This is a genomic window from Calditrichia bacterium, from assembly GCA_020634975.1.
Taxonomy (GTDB): Bacteria; Calditrichota; Calditrichia; order RBG-13-44-9; family J075; genus JACKAQ01.
The window spans coordinates 224,853-246,512 of sequence record JACKAQ010000002.1; the positions used below are offsets into that span (position 1 = coordinate 224,853).

General features: G+C 47.7%; 20 protein-coding genes. 15 read left to right on the forward strand and 5 right to left on the reverse strand.

What is annotated here, in order from left to right; all coding sequences use genetic code 11:
* Positions 1 to 8: 8 nt before the first annotated feature.
* A complete protein-coding gene (locus H6629_15235; GenBank protein MCB9069148.1) occupies positions 9 to 1,253 on the reverse strand; it encodes an endonuclease/exonuclease/phosphatase family protein in 1,245 nt (414 codons plus the stop codon).
* An 89-nt stretch (positions 1,254 to 1,342) separates the two neighbouring features.
* Here H6629_15235 and H6629_15240 point away from each other — a divergent pair, with 89 nt between their 5' ends.
* The 14 genes from H6629_15240 (at position 1,343) to H6629_15305 (ending at position 13,047) form a co-directional block, all read left to right on the forward strand.
* On the forward strand, positions 1,343 to 1,924 hold the full coding sequence (locus H6629_15240) for an RDD family protein (protein MCB9069149.1): 582 nt from the start codon (positions 1,343 to 1,345) through the stop codon (positions 1,922 to 1,924).
* 11 nt (positions 1,925 to 1,935) lie between these two features.
* Entirely contained in the window at positions 1,936 to 2,352 is a 417-nt protein-coding gene (locus H6629_15245) for a hypothetical protein (GenBank protein MCB9069150.1), read from the forward strand.
* Positions 2,353 to 2,375: 23 nt separating this feature from the next.
* The gene (locus H6629_15250; GenBank protein MCB9069151.1) at positions 2,376 to 2,765 is read left to right on the forward strand and encodes a hypothetical protein; all 390 of its coding nucleotides are present in this window, start codon (positions 2,376 to 2,378) and stop codon (positions 2,763 to 2,765) included.
* 28 nt (positions 2,766 to 2,793) lie between these two features.
* On the forward strand, positions 2,794 to 4,296 hold the full coding sequence (accC, locus tag H6629_15255; GenBank protein MCB9069152.1) for an acetyl-CoA carboxylase biotin carboxylase subunit: 1,503 nt from the start codon (positions 2,794 to 2,796) through the stop codon (positions 4,294 to 4,296).
* Positions 4,297 to 4,307: 11 nt separating this feature from the next.
* Positions 4,308 to 4,814: an acetyl-CoA carboxylase biotin carboxyl carrier protein subunit gene (locus tag H6629_15260; protein ID MCB9069153.1), complete on the forward strand. Its 507-nt coding sequence runs from the start codon at positions 4,308 to 4,310 to the stop codon at positions 4,812 to 4,814.
* A gap of 25 nt (positions 4,815 to 4,839) precedes the next feature.
* On the forward strand, positions 4,840 to 6,105 hold the full coding sequence (locus H6629_15265; protein ID MCB9069154.1) for a hypothetical protein: 1,266 nt from the start codon (positions 4,840 to 4,842) through the stop codon (positions 6,103 to 6,105).
* On the forward strand, positions 6,095 to 7,150 hold the full coding sequence (locus H6629_15270) for a hypothetical protein (GenBank protein MCB9069155.1): 1,056 nt from the start codon (positions 6,095 to 6,097) through the stop codon (positions 7,148 to 7,150). Before H6629_15265 ends, H6629_15270 begins: the two co-directional genes overlap by 11 nt.
* Positions 7,151 to 7,318: 168 nt before the next feature.
* Positions 7,319 to 8,557, forward strand: coding sequence for a hypothetical protein (locus tag H6629_15275; protein MCB9069156.1), 1,239 nt, complete (start codon positions 7,319 to 7,321; stop codon positions 8,555 to 8,557).
* A gap of 2 nt (positions 8,558 to 8,559) precedes the next feature.
* Positions 8,560 to 9,252 carry a DNA alkylation repair protein gene (locus tag H6629_15280; GenBank protein MCB9069157.1) on the forward strand — a complete coding sequence of 231 codons (693 nt, stop codon included), beginning with the start codon at positions 8,560 to 8,562 and terminating at the stop codon, positions 9,250 to 9,252.
* Positions 9,252 to 10,109: a formate dehydrogenase accessory sulfurtransferase FdhD gene (gene fdhD / locus H6629_15285; GenBank protein MCB9069158.1), complete on the forward strand. Its 858-nt coding sequence runs from the start codon at positions 9,252 to 9,254 to the stop codon at positions 10,107 to 10,109. The genes H6629_15280 and fdhD overlap by 1 nt, the downstream gene beginning before the upstream one ends.
* Before the next feature lie 19 nt (positions 10,110 to 10,128).
* Entirely contained in the window at positions 10,129 to 11,094 is a 966-nt protein-coding gene (locus tag H6629_15290; GenBank protein ID MCB9069159.1) for an alpha/beta fold hydrolase, read from the forward strand.
* A gap of 14 nt (positions 11,095 to 11,108) precedes the next feature.
* Positions 11,109 to 11,564 (forward strand): phosphatase PAP2 family protein, encoded by a 456-nt coding sequence (locus H6629_15295; GenBank protein ID MCB9069160.1) that lies wholly within the window; start codon positions 11,109 to 11,111, stop codon positions 11,562 to 11,564.
* Positions 11,565 to 11,636: 72 nt separating this feature from the next.
* Positions 11,637 to 12,137 (forward strand): hypothetical protein, encoded by a 501-nt coding sequence (locus H6629_15300; protein ID MCB9069161.1) that lies wholly within the window; start codon positions 11,637 to 11,639, stop codon positions 12,135 to 12,137.
* Positions 12,138 to 12,234: 97 nt separating this feature from the next.
* The gene (locus tag H6629_15305) at positions 12,235 to 13,047 is read left to right on the forward strand and encodes a DNA adenine methylase (GenBank protein ID MCB9069162.1); all 813 of its coding nucleotides are present in this window, start codon (positions 12,235 to 12,237) and stop codon (positions 13,045 to 13,047) included.
* Here H6629_15305 and sulP read toward each other — a convergent pair.
* Both sulP and H6629_15315 read right to left on the reverse strand, forming a co-directional pair.
* The gene (gene sulP / locus H6629_15310; protein ID MCB9069163.1) at positions 13,022 to 14,698 is read right to left on the reverse strand and encodes a sulfate permease; all 1,677 of its coding nucleotides are present in this window, start codon (positions 14,696 to 14,698) and stop codon (positions 13,022 to 13,024) included. The two genes, H6629_15305 and sulP, sit on opposite strands and share 26 nt — an antisense overlap.
* Positions 14,699 to 14,911: 213 nt before the next feature.
* Positions 14,912 to 15,349, reverse strand: coding sequence for a hypothetical protein (locus H6629_15315; GenBank protein MCB9069164.1), 438 nt, complete (start codon positions 15,347 to 15,349; stop codon positions 14,912 to 14,914).
* Positions 15,350 to 15,557: 208 nt separating this feature from the next.
* Between H6629_15315 and H6629_15320 the strand changes: the two genes are divergently transcribed.
* Positions 15,558 to 17,525 (forward strand): AMP-binding protein, encoded by a 1,968-nt coding sequence (locus H6629_15320; protein MCB9069165.1) that lies wholly within the window; start codon positions 15,558 to 15,560, stop codon positions 17,523 to 17,525.
* Positions 17,526 to 17,586: 61 nt separating this feature from the next.
* Here the strand turns inward: H6629_15320 and lysA are convergent, their stop codons facing one another.
* Positions 17,587 to 18,747 (reverse strand): diaminopimelate decarboxylase, encoded by a 1,161-nt coding sequence (gene lysA, locus H6629_15325; protein ID MCB9069166.1) that lies wholly within the window; start codon positions 18,745 to 18,747, stop codon positions 17,587 to 17,589.
* A 155-nt stretch (positions 18,748 to 18,902) separates the two neighbouring features.
* Positions 18,903 to 21,626 (reverse strand): heparinase II/III family protein, encoded by a 2,724-nt coding sequence (locus tag H6629_15330; GenBank protein ID MCB9069167.1) that lies wholly within the window; start codon positions 21,624 to 21,626, stop codon positions 18,903 to 18,905.
* Positions 21,627 to 21,660 lie beyond the last annotated feature (34 nt).

Genomic DNA, 21,660 nt, shown 5'->3' on the forward strand with positions numbered 1-21,660 from the left:
GCAAGCGATCAGATCGGTAAATCGACGCAAATCGGCAAGTGATCTGAAACCCGCAACCCATTAAATTTCGGCAAAACAGATGGATGTCCGTCAACCGCAAACGGCGATATCGCCCGCAGCGGATTGATGTTTTTTCCCGCCAGCCAATCCAGCCTGATTGGCACTCTTCCTTCAAACGGCTTCAAACGATTCGATAACCAATTCTGCAATTTTACGGAAGCGTATTTATCCATCTTTTTTTGGATGGTCGTTTCGTGAAAATCGTAAACCAGAGTGCCCGTCAACGGCTCATTGAAATGCGAGTAATCGAAGCCGAAATTTGCAAACGCTTTTGCTACCGGTTGCTCAAAAAATTCCCCCGGAATGTTGTAATGCTTGATCGCTCCGTGAACGCCGGTGAACAAACATTTGTAAACGAAGCTGCCAAACAGTTTTAATTTGGTTTGCATGTTGTATGTGTGGGTGTTTAAATCGCCACCGATAATTTGCTTTAAATGTTGCGATTGCATCATTTCGGACAACATCGATTTTAGTTGTAATGCCCGCTGTTTGGCGGAGGTTCGCAAATCGAGATGCACGGTTGCGGCGTCGAAGACGGTTTTTCCGGCGCGAATGCTGCAAATTAATCCTCGGCGATGTCCCAACCGCTTTTCGTATGCCCGGAATTCATCTTCTACTTTGTGCAGCATCGGTGTTCGGCAGGAGAGGATTGGAAAACGCGAAAGCACCGCACAGCCATGCAGCGATAGGGTGTTTTCACCCTCGAAATGCTGTTCGCCAACATCACCTTTGGTGAGCTCGATAAACGAGTTGGCAAAAACGTAATTCATTTTCAACGCTCGCGAAATTTCCTCCGGCACATTTTTGTTGCCGCTTCTGCTCATCCCGATGTCGGTTTCGGTCAACAACAGCACGTCCGATTCCCTCAAAACCGGATGATTTTTCAGCAAATGGATGATCCCTTGCAAATTGATCCCACGCTCAATATTCCATGCGGTAACTCGCAGCCAATCGCGCTCCGGTTCGCGCTCGAAATTATTTTCCCAATCCAACCCATTTTCCACACGATGAATTTCTTCACTGAGATTGCGATATAAATCAGAGCGAAAAAAATCGTTTTGTGATGAATATTGGCGAATTTCACCAAAAAATGGTGTAAGTTTGTGACTTAATTTATGCCGGATATTGTCCAGTTCGATTTCCGGACAAATTCCGTTTGCGGATGATTTTTGTATTCGATTGATTATGCGCATTTGCTCTTGATTTGTTTTTATGAAACGGCTAATTTGCAATTGTCGGTACTGAAAATCAATAAAATAGATAACTTATCCCGATCTACGAAATGACTACCGGAATCATTCATCGCTATCATTTTGCGAATCGACAACAATACAATCTGGTTCCGGCGGAATTTAAGGATCGTCTTATTGCCCAGTTGATCGATGGAATTATTTTAGGCCTTTTTTGTGGTTTGATATTTTTTATCTTTAGCAAAGGTGAAGTTTACAGTGTTTGGGCAATGCCATTTATACCGGTTTACCTGTTGCAGGTTGCCGATGCGCATGTGAATAGCTTTTCGGATTTTTGGTGGGGCGGCGCATATTTTACAATTGATTCGCCGTTTGGAAGTAATGTGTTTGTTAACTACCCTTCGCCGCTGTTGTGGGTCGGATATGCTTTATATTACACCGTTTTTACAGCTATTTACGGACAAACACCGGGAAAAATGTTCAAAAAGCTGGTTGTGACAACCCAACATGAACAGAAACCGGGATTTGCCCGGTCGTTTTGCCGGTGGATCGGGTATCTAATTTCAATATTTTCTTTGGGTTTTGGGTTTTTAATTGCAGCCCGGGAGGGACAAGCTGCCTGGCACGATGCCATCTGCGTAACCCGGGTTTACCAGTTTGATGCTAATTCTTGAAAGGAGTGGCAATGCTTGGCAAATTGCAGAAACGAAAATTGAGCGCACTCACCAAAACAGCTGTGATGGTGCGTTTGATCGAAGCCCCGGAAACGCTTCCCGAAGTATTCGACGGGTTATCCGCACACCAAATGCAGGATCTGCGGAATTATTTGACCGATCAGATTATTTATCTCTCCAGTATGACAAATGACCAACCGCTCACCAGAGAAGCGGTGACCGCTCGCCTCGAGCCGATTCCCAATTATTATCACAAACAATATTGCCGCGAACCGCTGGAAGCATGTTATAATGAAACCTGCATGACTTCCAATCCCAGTTGTTTTTCCAAAAAAATGCGTTCGCAAATTGATGTGATGGTTGAGATGATTTTGCCGTATCTGCAAGAAAAAACTGACGAGCAGGCAGTGAGTAACGGTTCTTATTGAATACTTCCGGAGACGATCGATATATGAATTTCTTGAAACGAAACAGGGATACTGATCACGAAAAGCAGCGAAAAACCTATGCGTTACCGGACAATCAGGAAGTTATTTTTAACACCAACAGTTTGGTTCCGGTAGTTTTGCAACATCTGCACACCAAAGAAGTGCTGCATTTGGGGTATATGGATCAATTGGCTTTGAGATCATCGTTGGAACGCAAGGTTGTTTATTTGTACCGGCGTTCAAAGGGAAGGTTGGAGGCTTTCGGTAGTCGAAATAAACTTGAATTTTCCATCGAATCTGTTAAATTGGACAAAACGCATCGGTCACTGTTGATGCTGATTTTACCGAATCACAAAACCGAATCCGAAATTGCTGAACTGCACTCCTTTACCCGGGATGTGCGAATCGGTTGAGCAATTTCCAACCGAAATGGGGGCAAACATGGCAAAAATACAAAAGGTGTTAATTGCCAACAGGGGTGAAATTGCCGTTCGCGTTATGCGAACGTGCCGTGAAATGGGTATTACTTCCGTTGCCGTATTTTCCGAAGCAGACCGGCGCGCGCCGCATGTGCTTGCTGCCGACGAAGCGTATTGCATCGGTCCTGCGGTCGCATCCGAAAGCTATTTGAAAATGGACACCATCATCGATGTCGCGAAAATGGCCGGTGCAGATGCGATTCATCCCGGTTATGGGTTTTTGGCAGAAAACCGGGAATTTGCGAAACGCGTGATGGACAGCGGGCTGATTTTTATCGGACCGTTACCGGACACAATTCACTTGATGGGCAGCAAAACGGAATCGCGTAAACGGATGATGGACGCCGGTGTTCCGGTGGTTCCCGGTGCCCGAGAATCCGTAGAAACCGTTGCCGCAGCGGAAAAATTAGTTGAGCAGCTCGGCGGATATCCGGTGCTGATCAAAGCCGCTGCCGGTGGTGGCGGAAAAGGAATGCGCACCGTTCGCAAATCAGCAGAACTGGCGCGTGCATTTGAAGCCGCCCGAGGCGAAGCGCTCAAAGCTTTTGGCGATGACACCATTTACATCGAAAAATTTATTGAAAATCCCAAACACATCGAATTCCAGATTATCGCGGACAATCACGGTAACGCCGTGCATTTGTGGGAACGCGACTGCTCCGTCCAACGTCGCCACCAAAAGGTCATCGAAGAATGCCCTTCAATGGCACTGACGCCGGAGATCCGCGAAGCGATGGGCAATGTTGCCGTGCAGGCTGCTAAAGCCTGTAATTATCGCAACGCGGGAACGGTTGAATTTTTGTTTGATAACGGCGAATTCTATTTTCTGGAAATGAACACCCGCTTGCAAGTAGAACATCCCGTTACGGAAATGGTGATGGGGCTCGATTTGGTCAAATTGCAAATCGAAGTTGCCGAAGGCAGCCCGCTACCATTTGTACAGGAAGATTTGAAACCGCGCGGTTGGGCGTTCGAATGCCGGATTAACGCAGAAGACGTGTTCAATAATTTTGTGCCGACCACCGGAAAAATTACCCATCTAAAATTGCCGGAAGGCCCGGGTGTTCGGGTGGACAGCGGGATTGCCGCAAATTCAGAAATATCAAGATATTACGATCCGATGGCCGGCAAATTGATCGTCTGGGCAGAAGATCGCAACAGCGCCATAAAACGCATGAAACGTGCGTTGGAGGAATTCCAGATCGAAGGCATCAAAACGACCATCCCGTTTTGTTTGCTGGTGCTCGATCACCCGAGTTTTATCGACGGCAGTTTCACGACAAAATTTGTGGATAATTATTGGGCTGAATTGCAATCCAAATCAGCAATCGACCCGGAAATTGCGGAAGTGATCGCAGTTGCGGTTGCGCATCATCGCGACGCCCAAAAAATGCCCCAAAACGGAGTGGCGCACGCCAAACAGTTGCCGCCCGCTTCAACCTGGAAACTGCAAATGATCAAATGAGTGAGGCCAAAATGATGAAATATTTCATAAAAAAAGACGATGGTTTCCAGCCGATGGAAGTTGCTGTAAACGATGATCATCTGAAAATCAGCAATGGAAAATCGACCCGTGATGTGCAAATTACCGCGCTGGAAAATCACTATTATTCGATTGTTATCGATCACCAGTCATACCTTGTTCAGGCGAAGCCGGAAAAACAGGATTATTTGCTGAACATCAGCCATCGCGAAGCGAAAGTGCGCGTGCTGGATCCCCGCCAAAAGCTGGAAGCGGAGATGTTCGGTGCAGCGGAGCAGGACGAGCGTTCCGGCGATGTGAAAGCGCCGATGCCCGGCATGATTTTGCGGGTCGATGTAAAACCCGGCGACGAAGTGCAACCCGGACAACCATTATTGGTGATGGAAGCAATGAAAATGGAAAATGAACTCCGCGCACACGACAGCGGAAAAGTGGCTGAAATTTTGGTCAAACCGCAGCAAGCTGTGGAGAAAAATGATTTACTGATCCGAATGGAATAGCTGCTCAATTGAAATTGAACGCAACATGAGGCGTCCGGTTTACGGACGCCTTTTTTTATTTGCAGAATCACGATTCGCAACCGCAAAACAATCGTTTTTGAACACCAGAAAAGAGTGGTTATATTTGACGATGGAATCGAAAAAGGGAAAAATATTGCCCGAAAACCGCCGGAAAAACGGCGTCACAAAACCGTTGTTGGTGATGGCGCATCGCGGCGAAGCGCAAATGTTTATCAAAAATTGGCAAATGTCTCGGGTCGATTTTCCGTTTGCAGAGATGTTCGAACAAAGCGATGCGCTCCTGCTGATTTGCGGTGAAGGCATGCAAAATGCCACTGCAAAAACCGCCGCCGTTTGCGGTGCCTTTCGCGACCAAATTTGCGAAGTACTCAATTTCGGGATTGCAGGTGCTCTGGACGAACGGCTGTCGATTGGCGATTATTATTCTATCCGAACGGCTTACGGTGAACTTTCCGGCGAAGCCGTTTTCCAGACATTTACATCTGCCGATGCAACTGCGACAATCGATTGCATCAGCGCCAGTCGCAGGGTTCGCGACGGCGAATTTGCCCGGAAATTATTGCCGTTTGCGCCAATTGTTGATCGCGAGCTTTGGGGAATTGCCTCGATTTGCAAAATGTTCCGGCTGCCGTTCCGCTCATTTAAGTTGATCAGCGATGTGCCCGCCGTGGAGAATGATTGTGCCCCGATCGCGGAAAATGCAGCGGTTTTCAGCGAAAAATTGTTCAGCTTTGCCGAAAAAATAATGCCAAATTCGGAATCCGGATTTGCAGAAAAATACGAATTTACCTTTCCCGAGCAATTTCATGTGACATTTTCGCAGCGCAAACAAATTGAAAACATGATGCAATCGCTTTGCCTAAAGCACCGTATTGCAGAAATTGAAATTTTGGAAAAAGCCGGCATTGCAAAAATTGCCCATTTTGACATATCGCCGAAACAGCGCACCGCGCTGTTGATTGAATCGTTGAACGATATGCTCAATCCGTTTAACGCGCTGTTGAAACAACGTCTGAAATCGCTTTGCGAACCGTTGGAAAACGCCGGTGCACGAATCAAATTTGCGCGTGATTTTGAAGACGACAGCATCGAGGTAACTGCAAAATTCGGGCATCCGCGCCATTTGCAAGCGTTCCGCACAGCGCTGGAATCTTTCGATTTTCCGGCTGTTCAGCGATTGCTCAATGGCGATTTTTCCGAAATCGAACCGCAACCGGAAACGGAAAATGTCGAACCTTCGTTAATAAATGGCGATAAAAATGCGAATTGATAAAATTTTCATCGAACAACAGGTCTTGCAGCATCCGCAAACGCAGCGGGTAATTGCGGCGTTTGCGAAATCGCCAATTCACGAAATCGCGAAAGTTGAAGATGTTTTTGAACGTGCCCGGAAGCCATATCTGCAAAAACGCGACGCGCTGAATTTATTTATCGGAAAAAAAGAAGGGCAGTTGGTAAAGCCTGCACCGGAGGCATACGGTGTTTCCGGCGAGCCGCATTATTATTTTGTGCACGCTTACAACTGCATTTACGAATGTGAATATTGCTATTTGCAGGGCTATTTTCATTCACCGGATTTGGTGATGTTTGTAAATCACGATGAAATTATCTCAGAAATCCGCGCAGTTGCCGGAGCTCATTCCGCCAACGAAATGGTCTGGTTTCATGCCGGTGAATTCAGCGATTCGCTGGCGCTCAGCCACATTACCCGCGAATGGGAACAGTATTGGGATGCTTTCGCAGAAATGCCCAATGCAAAGTTGGAATTGCGCACGAAATCTGTAAATATTAAGTCGATTATGGATTTACAACCCATTGAAAATATTGTGCTTACCTACTCAATGTCTCCTGCTGAAGCATCGCGAAAATACGACCGGAAAACGCCATCGCTTTCCGCACGAATGAAGGCATTGAGCACGCTCGCGGAGCGAAAATTCCGGCTCGGGTTACATCTCGATCCAATCGTTTATACCGAAAATTTTGCCAACGACTATCGCGACATGATGACAGAAATTGCCAAAAATATCCCCGAAAACCTCATCGAATATATTTCGCTGGGCGTAGTGCGATTTTCGAAAGACAGCTATCTGGAATTTTCCCGCAACTACCCGGAATCAGATTTGCTGGCTGCAGAATTCGTAAAGGGAATGGATGGAAAAGTGCGCTACAATCGCCCGATGCGGCTGCATATTTTACACACTGTTCGGCAAATTTGCATCGACGCAGGCATTCAGCCCCACAAAGTTTATCTTTGCATGGAAGACGTTTCCGTGCCAAATGTAAATTCGATCGAACCCACTGGAATAAATTTGTAAGGCCGCGATGGTCATTGCTGTACAGCAATCAGATTCGTAAAAAAGCTTCCCCTCAACAATTTATTTCAACGCTAGATTTTTTATCCGCTAATAGTCTGGCTTTCGTGTTGAATTTATCCGGCGAAAACCGTATTTTGTCGCTCATTCATCTTCAAACGGAAGGCAGAAATGGCACTTAATTATATCTGGATCGCCTTTTTTCTCATCTCATTTGTTGTCGGACTTATCAAATTGATTTTTTTAGGCGATGTCGACGTGTTTCCAAATATGATCGCTTCGACATTTGATATGGCAAAAACCGGATTTGAGCTGGCAATTTATTTGACCGGAGTGATGGCGCTGTGGCTCGGTATCATGAAAATCGGGGAAGAGGGCGGTGTGATTCGCATTCTTTCCCGGCTGATTGGCCCGTTTTTCGCGCGATTATTTCCCGAAATTCCCCGTGATCACCCGGCAATTGGCTCGATGATCATGAATTTCGCGGCAAATATGCTCGGATTAGACAACGCCGCAACACCGCTCGGGTTAAAAACCATGAAAGAAATGCACGAGCTGAATCCCGAAAAAGATACCGCATCGAACGCGCAAATCATGTTTTTGGTGCTGAACACTTCCGGGCTATCGCTGATTCCACTGACAATTCTCATCGACCGCTCGGTTGTCGGCGCGACAAATCCCACCGATGTGTTTATCCCGATTATGCTAGCAACATTTTTTAGCACGCTTGTCGGGCTTGTTTCCGTTGCGTTGTATCAGCGCATCAACCTCATCGATCCGGTGATTTTATCCTATCTCGGCGGTGCAACCGCCGTAATTTTCGGGATAATTTATTATTTCTCAACAATCAGTCAGGAAGAAATTGCCCAAATTTCCAACGTTGCCGCAAGTTTGCTCATGTATACCATTATTTGCGGATTTATCGGGCTGGCGTTTTGGCGAAAAGTAAATGTGTACGAAGCGTTCATCGATGGCGCGAAAGAGGGTTTCAATATTGCAGTGCAAATTATTCCATATTTGGTGGCAATTTTGGTTGCAATCGGCGTTTTTCGCGCTTCGGGTGCATTGGAATATATAATCGGCGGCATCGGCAAAGTTGTTGGTTTATTTGATGTTAACAGCGATTTTGTGGAAGCACTGCCAACCGCACTTATGAAACCATTGAGCGGCAGCGCCGCCCGGGCAATGAACCTGGAAATCATGAAAACTTTTGGCCCGGACTCGTTTGTGGCGCGGCTTTCGAGCATTTTCCGTGGTGCAACCGAAACCACATTTTATATTTTAGCGGTCTATTTTGGCTCGGTGAACATCAGAAAAACCCGTTATGCAGTGCCTGCCGGATTGCTGGCAGATTTTGCCGGCGTTGTTGCGGGTCTGTTCATCGGTTATTTGTTTTTCTTTGGTAAATAAACATGCAACATCCGTTGATCAAACATTTACGTTCGGAAATGATGGCGCGGCGCGATATGGTGCGTGCGGAGCCGATGGCGGCGTATATGAAAAATATCCAGCCGTTTTTGGGAATTGCCAGCCCTGTTCGTGAGGATATCATCAAATCTGCCCGGAAGGTGTATGCCATCGAAAGTCGCGATATTTATCGTGACATTATTTTTGAGCTGTGGAACGGCGAATTTCGCGAAGAAAAATACATGGCACTCGAAGTTGCCCAACGATACAAATCGTATCTAAATGCAGATTCTTTTGATATTTACGAAAAGCTGGTTTACGATGCCGATTGGTGGGACACTCTCGATTGGTTGGCAGGAAAAATCGTTGGTCCAATTGTGCAAAAGCACCGGGAATTTGAGGAAAATCTCATCCAATGGCGAATAGCAGAAAATTTGTGGACCCGCCGAGCGGCGTTGCTGACCCATCTCAAACATAAAAAACACACCAATATTAAGTTGCTTTCGGAAACGATTGAGTTACTCGCGCCGGAAACGGATTTTTTTATTCGCAAAGCGATCGGCTGGGTGCTCCGCGAATATTCCAAAACCGACTCGCAGTGGGTTATCAATTTTGTAAAATCACACGAAAAAACGCTTTCGAATTTGAGCAAACGGGAAGCCCTGAAGGTCGTTGAGCGCCAAAAGGATGAGAAATAATGCGTTCCGAAAAAGTTGCCACAGTGGCGATTCGGCGATTTGATGGCACCAATTTCCACACCGAAGACGATTTGCTGGTGGTGGAAGAACCGCTGGAAATTCGGCTCGGGTTTGGCGAGCCGGAAAACCGGCAGCAAAAAAGCATCGCCGTAACCATGCGCACGCCCGGAAATGATCTGGAATTGGCAGCCGGATTTTTGTTCGGCGAAGGCATCATCAATCAGAAAAGCGATATTTTGAGCATCGACCATTGCCGCGATGCCGGTCAACAAGAGAATCCACAAAATATTGTTCGTGTTGAACTTACGCCGAATATATCTCCGGATTTACACCAGTTGGAGCGCCATTTTTATACCACTTCCAGCTGCGGGATTTGCGGCAAAGCAAGTATCGAAGCGGTTCGGGCAACCGGCTGTGAGTTGTTGCCGGAAGCCGTACCACAAGTTGATTTGGACATGCTGTTGGCTTTGCCGGAAAAACTGAAGTTATCGCAACCTGCATTCCGGCACACCGGCGGGTTACACGCTGCCGGATTTTTCAGTGCAACCGGTGAGTTGCTCTGGCTCCGCGAGGATGTCGGGCGGCACAATGCGTTGGATAAACTGATTGGCGTGGCGTTGTTTTCTAATAAATTGCCGTTGCCGGAAGGCGTAATTTTAGTCAGCGGGCGCGGCGGTTTCGAACTGATCCAAAAAATGGTGCGAGCCGGCGGACAAATTTTTGCGGCAGTTGGCGCGCCATCCAATCTTGCGGTGGAACTCGCCCGGCAATTCCGGCTGACGGTGGTTGGTTTTTTGCGGGAGAATCGATGTAATATCTACACTTTCGAATCGAGAATTCGTTACCCAAATTCATAAATGAGAGCTTCCCAAAACCATGCCTTATATTGAAAATAGCCTGTACAAACCACCGGCATTGATGCGCAGTGCACATTTGTTAACTATCTATCCATCCTTATTCCGTAAAATACGCGATGTGAAATATGAGCGCGAAAGAATCAACACGCCGGAAGCCGATTATCTGGATATCGATTGGTCGCGAATCGGATCGTCGAAAGTTGCGATTATTTCACACGGATTGGAAGGGCACACTCAACGCAGTTATGTATTGGGAATGGTTCGGGCGCTGAACAAACATGGTTGGGATGTGGCGGCGTGGAATTTCCGCGGTTGCAGCGGTGAGCCGAACCGGTTGCCGCAATTTTATCACAGCGGCTCCAGCGACGATCTGGAAACGGTGATCAACCATATTCGCGGACTCGGCAAATATGAAAAAATTGATCTCGTCGGGTTTAGCATGGGCGGAAATATCACCCTGAAATATCTCGGTGAAAAATCCGGCGAAGTGCCGCAGGAAATTGGGCGAGCGGTTGCTTTTTCCGTGCCTTGCGATCTCAAAAATTCCTCATATAAACTGGACAAATTGGGAAATGCGCTTTACATGAGACGGTTTCTGCGATCGCTGCGCGTAAAAATTCGCCAAAAAGCGGCGTTGTTTCCGGACAAGCTCAACGATGACGGCTATCGAAAAATCAAAAATTTTAAACATTTCGACGATCGCTATACTGCAAAATTGCATGGTTTCCGCGATGCAGAAGATTATTGGCAACAGTGCAGCAGCCTGTATTATCTCAAAGAAATCCGGATTCCCGCACTGCTGGTCAGCGCTCGGGACGATCCGTTTTTATCTCTGGAATGCTTTCCCTATAAAATTGCCAATCGCCACGAATATTTTTTTCTCGAAACGCCAAAACACGGCGGTCATGTGGGATTTGTGCAATTCAACAGCTCTGGCATTTATTGGTCGGAGCAGCGCGCAATTCAATTTCTCAATCATTATTAATGCGGATGGGCAACGTGATTAATATTTTTGATATTTCACAAAAATTGTCGCCGGTATCGATCAGCAAATTGGAAGATGTTGGCGATATTTTGCAATATTTGCTGCCTTGGGGTGCGTTGCTGGCAGTTGCGTTGCAGGGCGATAAAACCGCAGCGTGGGATTGGCTGATCGCCGGCGGATTAACAACCGCCAGCACATTTTTGCTAAAATGGTTGTTCAATTTTACACCACTCGGACGACGACCCAACGGCGCACCGTTCAGTTTTCCCAGTGGTCACACTTCCAGCGCGTTTTTTGGTGCGGCGTTTTTTCATTTTTCAATCGGTTGGATGTGGGCGCTCTTGCCCTATATTTTGGCGGCGTTTACCGGTTACACCCGAATCCACGCCAAAAAACATTGGCAGCGCGACGTGATTGCGGGGGCTGCATTGGCAATGGGTATCACATTTTGGGTTGTTGCAATGCGTTGATAACAAACAGCTTACGTTAGGCAGATGCGAATTTTTGGGCTAAAACAACACGTTAAATTGGACGCTGCCGAAATGGAACGGGCACGACAATTTGCCGAATCGGTAATCGATACGGTGGATTATCGCGACAGCAACCAGCCCTTTCGCGAGAAAGTGTTGCTCGATCATTTCATCAGCAAAATTGGTGAAGAAGCGGTTGGTAAAGTGTTTCGCCAATACGGTTGCGAGGTTACCGGACCGGATTACCAAATTTACGATGGCAAACAAAAATCGTGGGATTGCGATTTGCGGATCGACGGAATTGGGCTGGCGGTGAAAACACAATCGGTTTCCGCCGCGAAAAAATACGGTCTGTCGTGGACATTTCAGGATGCGCCGAAACGCCGCGATATTATTCTCGATCAACCGGATGCCTGGGTGTGCTTTGTGCTTTGCGATGACTTTAATTCACACAATTGCGTTGTTTATCCGGTTTTGCAAATACACCAACTGAGCTTTCGACCACCCAAACTGGCGCATCTGCACGGTAAAAAACAGGTCGTTTACGCCGATGATATTGAACGGCTGTTGTGATGGTTTTTGGCGGCTGAGCTTTTCGAAACCGCCGAAATTTAATTTCAAAAAAAATCCCGTCGATTGGCTCGGGAAAAAAACAGCGAATTGCGAATAAATGATCAGAAGTCCATTGCGTTATCCCGGCGGAAAATCCCGCGCGGTCAAATTTTTGAATCAATTTTTGCCGGAATTTGACGAATTTCGCGAACCGTTTTTTGGCGGCGGCTCATTTATGTTTGCAACGATGCAGCAATTTCCGGCTGCAAAATATTGGGCAAACGATCTCAATTTTGATGTGTTCTGTTTTTGGAATGCGTTGAAAACGGACTTCGCGGCGTTGGTTAAATCGATCGCTAACATCAAAAAAAACAGGCATAACGGTCGGGAATTATTTTTCGAATTGATGGAAAAACGCAAAGGAGAGATGAGCGATTTTGAGCGGGCTGTCGATTTTTTTGTGCTGAACCGGATCACATTTTCCGGAGTGGTGGACAGCGGCGGTTATTCTGAACAGGCGTTCCAATCGCGATTCACTGACAGCTCGATCGAGCGCCTCAAAAAAATTGCGCCGCTGGTAGAGCGCATTCATTTTACGCATGGCGATTATCTCGATTTGCTCGAATCACCGGGCGAAAACGTGTTTATTTTTCTCGATCCGCCGTATTTTTCTGCAACGCAATCCAAATTATATGGCAAACGCGGCACGCTGCACCAGCATTTTGATCACGAGCGTTTTGCCAAAGCGATGCGCGAATGTCCGCACAATTGGCTGATCACATACGACAACAGCCCGTTTATCTGCGATCTGTTCAGCGATTTTCACCAACTGAAATGGGAACTGCAGTACGGCATGAACAACTACAAACAGAACGGCGCAGCGATGGGAAAAGAGTTGCTGATTTCTAATGTTGCGCTGCGGTTGAAATAATTTTTTTGGCGCGTTTGATTGAAGAATCCAGATTTTCGCAGAGATTTTCCCGCCCGATCTGATCCACCAAACCAATTTTTTCCAACGCGAACAACGGCTGCGTATGCACGCCGGAAAGAATAAGATGTGTGCCTTCCCGCTGCGTTTTTGCGATCACTTCATCGAGCGCTTTTATCCCGGTTGCGTCGATGGAAAGGACATGGCGCATTCGCAAAATGAGCACCTGCGGTTTTTGGTGCACCACTCCCAACGCACTTTTGAACCGCTCTGCCGCACCGAAGAAGAACGGTCCGTTGACCTCGAAAATTTCCACGCCGTCGGGAATTCCGGCCTGATCTTCCATGGGTTCCTCTGCCGCATCTTCGTCATTCATTTGCCGGGTGACGTATCCGACTTTGGTGACTTCGGACATTCGGCGCATAAAAAGTAACGCGGCGAGCACCACGCCAACCTGAATCGCAACGGTTAAATCGAGCAATACGGTCAGTAAAAATGTAGCGAGGAGCACCAGCACATCGCTGCGGGGGCTGCGAAAGAGTTTCACAAACAAATGCCATTCGCTCATGTTGTACGAAACGACAATCAAAATTCCGGCGAGTGTGGGCATCGGGATGAGCGCCGCCCATTTGCCAAAAAACAGCATAATCAGCAACAGCGTGATCGCATGAATGATTCCCGAAATTGGTGTGATGCCGCCATTTTTGATGTTCGTTGCAGTGCGGGCGATGGCACCGGTTGCCGGAATGCCACCGAAAATCGGCGAAAAAATATTAGCGACGCCCTGCGCAATCAATTCCATATCCGAGCGGTGGCGGCGTCCGGTCATCCCGTCTGCGACAACCGCGGACAGCAGCGATTCGATGCCCGCAAGTAGCGCAATCGACAGCGCCGGCGAAAACATCTGCCCGATCAGCTCAAAACTGATGTTCGGCAATTGCGGTTTCGGCAGCGAAGTGGGCACTTCGCCAAAGCGCGATCCGATGGTTTCTACCGGCAAATTGAACAGGCTTACCAACGCGGTAGTCACCAAAATGGCTACCAGCGAACCCGGAACCAGTCGCGTAACGCGCGGGAAAAGTTGCACAGTGGCGATCGTCAGCACACCCAATCCCAATGCCGCCGGATTAAATGAATCGAAGTGATGGGCGTATGCCACCCATTTTTCAATGAATTCCGATGGAACGGTGGCGATGTCCAATCCCAAAAAATCGCGGATTTGTCCGGCAAAAATAATCAACGCGATACCGGTTGTGAAACCGACAGTAACGGGGTAGGGGATAAATTTGATGACCGCACCCAGCCGCGCGAAACCCATCGCAATCAACAAAATTCCGGAGATAAGCGTTGCTGTCGCCAGCCCGTCGTATCCGTATTGCTGAACGATGCCGTAAACGATAACGATAAATGCGCCGGTCGGTCCGCCGATCTGTACCCGGCTGCCGCTCAGTGCGGAAATCAAAAAACCGGCGATGATGGCTGTGTATAATCCCTGCTCGGGTTTTACGCCGGAAGCGATGGCAAATGCGATCGCCAACGGCAATGCCACAATTCCGACGATGACGCCGGCTGTGAGATCTTTGCTGAAATGGCTAAATGTGTAGCCTTCGCGGAGCACGGTGATCAGTTTGGGTTCGAGCTTTTTTTCAGACATTCAACATCCTTAAAAAACAATGACATACGAAAAAGTTTTGTCTTCGGGTAGCAAGCCATCACAATTGTGAAAATGAATCATCAGTCTTTCAGCAATGATATGGTTGCAACTACACCAAGACAATTTGCTCATCAAAAATGTGACGAAGTTACACAACACTTTGGCAGGGGGGATAGCAAAATTTTGAATATTTTCAAAAAGCTGGGAAAAAAATCAGACGTTTTGGAGATACTTTTGGTAACCGTTTTTGCTCAGAAAAAACAACCCGCTCAACGAAATAAGGATCACCGGATAGCGGTAAATTGCCACAACATCGTAAATAAAAACCGCACCGTTAGCACCCATTACAACAATCAAAAAAGCCATGATAATAAACACCCGTGCCCGTTCGGCGGCGATTGCTGTTGATGCAATAATCAGCGACAGCGCAGAGTGGAAAAGCAAAAATCCCACATAACCGTTGCGCGTCGCCTGCGAAAATTGCCATTCGTAGCGAAACGCCCAAACCATCAGCACGTGGATGGTGATTATCACGGCGGTAATCATCATCAGCATGCGGTGATTTTTTCCGAAAGAAGCATATATTGCATTTGTTGCCAATCCGATAAACCCGATAAATGCCAACAGAAACGTGATAAATTCTATCGTCATGAAAACCTCTTTTTAGGTTGTGAAATAGATCGAGCCGTAACGCGATTTCAAAAATACCAAATAATTTGGTTTCATCCAAAAAAACTGCCGTCGCGGTGAAGAGATGCGGGAAAACCTGCAAATCTTAATCTTCATTGACATTTACGCGGTTGCACCGTTAAATTTGATCGTTTCATTGAGGTCCAATTTCAAAACCGGAGCACGCCAAATGTCTGCAAAAACCGATACATTCCCGTTCAATCAGAAAATCGCCTGGCAACCGAATCCCCAATGGATCGCGGAAAGTAACCTGCAATCGTTCATGAATGCCCATAATATTGCGAGTTATGACGATCTGTTTCGCAAATCGATTGAAGATATCCAGTGGTTTTGGGATGCGACACTTGCTGATCTGAATATCGAATTTTACAAACCGTATAAAAAAATTGTTGATTTTGAGAACGGTGCAGCTTTTCCCAAATGGTGCGTTGACGGTAAGATGAATATTATCCACAACTGCCTCGATAAATGGCAGGAAACCCCGACCCGGAACCGCGTGGCGCTGCGCTGGGAAGGCGAGGAAGGCGAAATCCGGCAATATACTTATGCCGATTTACATCGCGAAGTGAATCGCTGTGCCAACGGATTGCGCTGCCTCGGTCTCGGCAAAGGCGATGCCGTCGGGCTGTACATGCCCATGATTCCCGAGTTGGCAATCGCGTTTTTGGCGATCATCAAAATTGGCGGCATTATTTTGCCGCTGTTCAGCGGATACGGACCAACTGCCGTTGCAACCCGTCTCGCCGATGCCGATGCCAAAGCGTTGGTAACCGCAGATGGCATGCTGCGTCGCGGGAAAGTAGTCGATATGAAATCGATGGCAGATGAAGCGTTGACGAATGTGTCGTCTGTAAAGCACGTTATTGTGGTGGATCGTATCAATAATGGCGATGTCCATTGGGTGAAAGATCGTGATCACTGGTGGCACGAATTTGTGCCGTTCCAATCCGCCAGAGCCAAAACAGAGCACACAGATGCGGAAGATCCGCTGATGATTATTTACACCAGCGGCACCACCGGTCGTCCGAAAGGCGCAGTGCACACCCATTGCGGATTTCCCATAAAAGCTGCGCAAGATATGTATCACTCGATGGACGTAAAACCGCAGGACACGATGTATTGGATGAGCGATATGGGCTGGATGATGGGTCCGTGGGAAGTTTTCGGCACTTTGTTGATTGGTGCAACAATGGTGTTTTACGACGGAGCGCCCGATCACCCGGATGTGGAACGGCTGTGGCAAATCGTTGAAAATCATCATGTTACGCATCTCGGTGTTTCGCCAACGCTGATACGCGCGCTCAAGCCGTACGGCAACGGACCGGTCAAAAAATTTGATTTGAGCAGCCTGCGGGCAGTGGGTTCAACGGGCAGCCCGTGGGACCCGGAATCGTGGTTGTGGTTGTTCAACAATGTGTTGGGAGGCAAAAAACCGATCCTCAATTATTCCGGTGGCACGGAAATCAGTGGCGGCATTGTTTGCGGCAATTTTTTTAGGCCGCTAAAGCCCTGTGCCTTTTCCGGTCCGGTTGTGGGGATGGATGCGGATGTGCTCAACGATAAAGGCGAGCCTGTTCGCGGTACCGTTGGCGAGTTGGTGATCCGTCAGCCGTGGATCGGAATGACCCGCGGATTTTGGCGCGATGACGAACGATATCTCGATTCATACTGGCGCACATTTGAGAACATCTGGCGCCACGGCGATTTTGCCGCTATCGACGATGATGGGCTGTGGTTTATCCTCGGGCGCAGTGATGACACCATAAAAATTGCGGGAAAACGTCTCGGACCGGCAGAAGTGGAATCGATTGTGAACGCCCATGCCGCGGTCACCGAATCTGCGGCGATTGCCGTTCCTCACCCTGTAAAAGATAACGAAGTGGTTGTTTTTTGTGTGCTTAGCGAAGGAATAAAACCGGACGAACGGCTCCGGGATGAATTGATGAATCTGATTGTTGCAGAATTGGGGAAGCCGCTAAAGCCAAAAGCCATAAAATTTACAACTGCGCTGCCGAAAACCCGAAACGCAAAAGTAATGCGCCGGGTAATACGCGCAGCGTTTTTGGGCGAAGACCCGGGCGATGTGAGCAGCCTCGAGCATCCAGAAACGGTGGATGCCATTCGCAACGCAAAATAACCCGAACATCAAACTGAAATGAAAAAGGGGCAAAAGTTATTCGCCCCTTTTGAAAATTAACCTATCCCGCCAAATCATCCGAAAAAACAGCTTGCACGGGCTCCCGCAAATTATAACGCGAAGCCATTACTGCACCATACGCGCCCGCACTTCGAATGGCGATCAAATCGCCGCGGCGGGTTTCCGGAAGCGAAATATCTTTGCCGAAACTGTCGGATGATTCGCAAATCGGGCCAACAACGTCGTAAGCTTTTTCAGCCCGATCGCTGGAAATATTTTCAATTTTGTGAAACGCCTGATACAGCGCCGGACGAATCAGCTCGGTCATCCCCGCATCGATAATCGCGAATTGCTTTTTGCGTCCTTCTTTAATATACAGCACTCTGCTGATCAGCGAGCCGCATTGCCCGACCAGTGCCCGCCCCAATTCAAAATGCACCGTTTGGTGCGGTCGAACCACCAGTTTTTGCTGAAAAATGCCAAAATAGCGTTCAAAATCGACAATCGGATGCTCGTCCGGGTGATAATAATCGATGCCCAAACCGCCGCCCAAATTCACATGTTCAATGCGAATATTGGCTTCATCCAGCCCGTCCTGAATTTCGTTTACCCGGTCGCACAGCAATTCGTAGGTTGATAAATCCGTCACCTGCGATCCGATATGAAAATGAATCCCGACCAATTGCACGTTTTTGCATTCGGGCAACTGCGCCAGAATTGCCGGAATATCGCTGCGATAAATCCCAAATTTATTTTCTTCTTTACCGGTGGTGATGTAATGATGGGTGTGCGGATCAACATCCGGATTGATGCGCAAAGCGATCCGCGCAATTTTTCCGGCACTTTTTGCCAGCCCGTCAATAACCGAAATTTCCTGTGGCGATTCGCAGTTGAAACAAAAAATATCCGCTGCCAATGCTGATTTTATTTCCGTATCAGATTTCCCAACACCAGCAAAAACAATACTTTCCGAAGAAAAGCCAACCGCAAGCGCACGAGCAACTTCACCGCCACTTACGCAATCCGCACCAAATCCATTTGAGAGCAATTCCTTTAAAATGCGCTCTTCAAAATTAGCTTTCATCGCAAAATGGATGTGAAAATTGCCCGGTTTTGCAGCGTCATTTGCCGCAAAAATGGTTCGGCGTAATAAATCCATATCGTAATAATAAAAGGGTGTATCCATCTGCTGAAATTTTGAAATCGTGTTTGCAGAAAACATGCTCAATCCTGTTGTTGAATGTGGTCAATCGCCGGAATTACGGCATCAGCTGTTTAAGGGGGTAAAGTTACAACACTCAATAATAATTGTCATCCTCAAATTTCCCAAAAAGTAATACCAAAATTAGTGGATTATAATTTTTGCCATCTGGGAAATTAACGAAGCAGCAACAATTTCCGGGTTTGTTGAAAATGGCCGGATTCCATCCGCAGCAGGTAAACACCGCTGGCACCCGGTTCGCCGTTTTCATTTTGCCCATTCCAAATGATGCGATGTTCTCCGGCAGGTTGTTGTGCGTCCAGCAATGTTTTAATTTCCTGACCCAACATGTTGTAAATATGCAGTTTAACATCGCTTGCGTGGGTCAATTGGAACCGGATAATCGTGGATGGATTGAACGGATTTGGATAATTCGGCAACAGTGCAATTTTTGTCGGCAGTGTTTCGCCGACGTTGCCAATACTCGTTTGGCTGGAGTCATCGGAAAAAATCGCGGTGAAATTTGCCCGGCTGCTGTCAAAAAAAATGGTCAGATATGGGGGCTGATAATTCCAGTCCGTGATATTTTCGCCAGACACAGAAAGCGGCAGAAATATGCTGTTTACCCGCAACTCATTCGCCGATTTTCCCGGATTTAGGATGGTCGCAAACAACGTATCGCCGTGAAATTCGGCGAAAACGCCGGTTGTATCGCTGCTCGAAAACAGTGTGTCCGCACTGCCGTTTACGCGTTCGGAAATCACCTGTTTTCCATCCATATACAGCACGGAAAAATCCGTTGGGTCAACTGGATTTTCGCGGACAAACAGCAACCGCCCGTCGGTTGCCAAATGCGCCAAATTTCCGGTGAGCTGATCGATTGTCAGCAGCGAATCCGTTGTTCCGGCGATCATTTGATACCGTTGCCCATTTCGCAAAACCTGCAATCCGGTGGCGTTTTGCGATGATGGCATCAATGTAATTTGTGGCTCGGATTCGCTGTGGCGAAACGGAATGAGCGCCGAAACGGCATTCGTTTTCGCAGCAATTTGGTGAACCCGCAATGTTGAATGATGCGCCCATTCCTGATATTTTGGTGCATGTTTGCTGCGAGCGGTTTCGAATGCTGCTGCGCTATCGACTGTGGCAACTGTGGCTTTGAGGCGCATTTCTCCGGCGTTCCAGATTGCGCTATGTTGAGCAAAATTAGGGAGATATGTGCCGATACTGTCATCGCCGTTGCCGTGCAGTTGAAACGTGAATTTGCGCGGTTCTGCGCTCCGCATTTCATCTACGATGATAAAAAATTCGCGATCTGCAAACAGCACGCTGCGCCGGATATCGCTATTTTGGTAGCGGGTTCGCACCTCCGCAAAATCGCTGTTGCGCTGCCGGATGGTATTTTCGATAAAAGCATCCACACCGTATAAAAATTGTTCGTTGCCGTTCCACTGGAGTGCGCTGTCCGGTCCGGCATCGTCTACTAAAATCACGTTGTGCTGCGCGCTGTATTTGGTTTGATAATTGTTCGGATAATCAAAATATCCGGGATGCAGCGCCAGCATTTCGCCACCGGCGAAAATCATAAAATCGCCCTCATCGGCGTGATTGTGTCCGTTCGGGATAAAAAAATTGGCGGTTCGCGCCTGCCCGTTCTTTCCGGTGAGATGCATCAGCGTGGCGGTGCTGTCCCAGCTGCTACGGAATACGACCGAGCCGGCCAACGGCAAAAACTGGGTGGGTTGCCAATTTTCCGGCACTTCGCTAAAATCGACCGCATTGGCGATGTAATCTGCCCGCAAATCGTAAATGCCGGAAAGTTTGTTGCTCAAATCCGATTTGATTGCGGCGCTCAACGGCCAAGCAAAATGCTGCGGTGCACCGGGCATGTTGCCCAACATTGCCAGCTCGGGAAAATCTGCGTTGAGATAAGCGTCTTCGATGGGAATCAGCCCGCCATCTGGCAATTTCAATTTGGTAATGGTGTTCATTAGTAGAACGTAATTTTCGTTGTGCCAGGGATTCCGGATGGTTCGCCCCAAAAAATCCTCGCTGAAATCGCCCAAAAAGCGCTCCAGCGATGCGAACATCGGGATGGCGTACAGCATCGCGTAAGTCAAATAATAACTGCCCTCTGCGAAGCCCGATTCGCTCTCCGCGCTGCTCTGAAAATCCCAAAATGAGCGATCGATATTGTTCATCCCCAACGCCGCCCAATTTGCCGGCTGTCCGGTGGAATCCGCTGTTTCGACATGATTGAAAACGATGGCGCCCATCGTGAGCGCTGCGCTGTAAATGATTCGCAAATTGGCAAAATAGGCAAATTGGTTAAATTGCGGGTTGCTGGCTTGCGCATACAATCTCGAAATGTATTCGTGAATGCGGTTTGCGCCATTGCTCCAAAGTGTATCCAATGGAATATTGCAACCTGCCAGCATGTCGTAAGCCTGGCAATACGAGATTATTTCGCGGGCGCGATAATGCCACTGGTCATATTGGGTGTAGCTGCTAACAGAAATATCTGCGGTTTCGAACCCTTGAAACACCAAATTTTTGAGGGTTTCGCGTTCAGCTTCGGTCAATTTTACCAGCGATCCGTTTTCCGGTTTTCGATTGATGGCGTACACAAACGCTGCGTTTTTGGTGATTTTTGCAATTGTTTCGCGGTTTGTCGGGGGTTGCGACAGGGTTTGATAAAGTCCCGTAAATAATTGAAAATGCAGAGGGTTAGATTCGATGCGCGAAACAATAATGGATGTATCGGCTGCCGAAAAAATGGTTCGGGGATAATGCGTTACTTCCGCATGCCACGTGCCGGCGGGCGTTTGGGCAAAAGCCGTAAATACCGATATTGCCCAAACGAACAACATTTTTAATCCAGATATTCGAAAATACATCATATTTTTTCCGTGGTTTATAAAATAAAATGGCTCC

What these genes read in the sequence shown, in the direction of transcription:
- fdhD (MCB9069158.1), top strand. Translation starts at nt 9,252, where the DNA reads ATGCGTTCCGAAAAAGTTGCCACAGTGGCGATTCGGCGATTTGATGGC.
- H6629_15305 (MCB9069162.1), top strand. Translation starts at nt 12,235, where the DNA reads ATGATCAGAAGTCCATTGCGTTATCCCGGCGGAAAATCCCGCGCGGTC.
- accC (MCB9069152.1), top strand. Translation starts at nt 2,794, where the DNA reads ATGGCAAAAATACAAAAGGTGTTAATTGCCAACAGGGGTGAAATTGCC.
- H6629_15250 (MCB9069151.1), top strand. Translation starts at nt 2,376, where the DNA reads ATGAATTTCTTGAAACGAAACAGGGATACTGATCACGAAAAGCAGCGA.
- H6629_15275 (MCB9069156.1), top strand. Translation starts at nt 7,319, where the DNA reads ATGGCACTTAATTATATCTGGATCGCCTTTTTTCTCATCTCATTTGTT.
- H6629_15315 (MCB9069164.1), bottom strand. Translation starts at nt 15,349, where the DNA reads ATGACGATAGAATTTATCACGTTTCTGTTGGCATTTATCGGGTTTATC.
- H6629_15260 (MCB9069153.1), top strand. Translation starts at nt 4,308, where the DNA reads ATGATGAAATATTTCATAAAAAAAGACGATGGTTTCCAGCCGATGGAA.
- lysA (MCB9069166.1), bottom strand. Translation starts at nt 18,747, where the DNA reads ATGTTTTCTGCAAACACGATTTCAAAATTTCAGCAGATGGATACACCC.
- H6629_15270 (MCB9069155.1), top strand. Translation starts at nt 6,095, where the DNA reads ATGCGAATTGATAAAATTTTCATCGAACAACAGGTCTTGCAGCATCCG.
- H6629_15240 (MCB9069149.1), top strand. Translation starts at nt 1,343, where the DNA reads ATGACTACCGGAATCATTCATCGCTATCATTTTGCGAATCGACAACAA.
- H6629_15300 (MCB9069161.1), top strand. Translation starts at nt 11,637, where the DNA reads ATGGAACGGGCACGACAATTTGCCGAATCGGTAATCGATACGGTGGAT.
- H6629_15265 (MCB9069154.1), top strand. Translation starts at nt 4,840, where the DNA reads ATGAGGCGTCCGGTTTACGGACGCCTTTTTTTATTTGCAGAATCACGA.
- H6629_15280 (MCB9069157.1), top strand. Translation starts at nt 8,560, where the DNA reads ATGCAACATCCGTTGATCAAACATTTACGTTCGGAAATGATGGCGCGG.
- H6629_15245 (MCB9069150.1), top strand. Translation starts at nt 1,936, where the DNA reads ATGCTTGGCAAATTGCAGAAACGAAAATTGAGCGCACTCACCAAAACA.
- H6629_15320 (MCB9069165.1), top strand. Translation starts at nt 15,558, where the DNA reads ATGTCTGCAAAAACCGATACATTCCCGTTCAATCAGAAAATCGCCTGG.
- sulP (MCB9069163.1), bottom strand. Translation starts at nt 14,698, where the DNA reads ATGTCTGAAAAAAAGCTCGAACCCAAACTGATCACCGTGCTCCGCGAA.
- H6629_15235 (MCB9069148.1), bottom strand. Translation starts at nt 1,253, where the DNA reads ATGCGCATAATCAATCGAATACAAAAATCATCCGCAAACGGAATTTGT.
- H6629_15330 (MCB9069167.1), bottom strand. Translation starts at nt 21,626, where the DNA reads ATGATGTATTTTCGAATATCTGGATTAAAAATGTTGTTCGTTTGGGCA.
- H6629_15290 (MCB9069159.1), top strand. Translation starts at nt 10,129, where the DNA reads ATGCCTTATATTGAAAATAGCCTGTACAAACCACCGGCATTGATGCGC.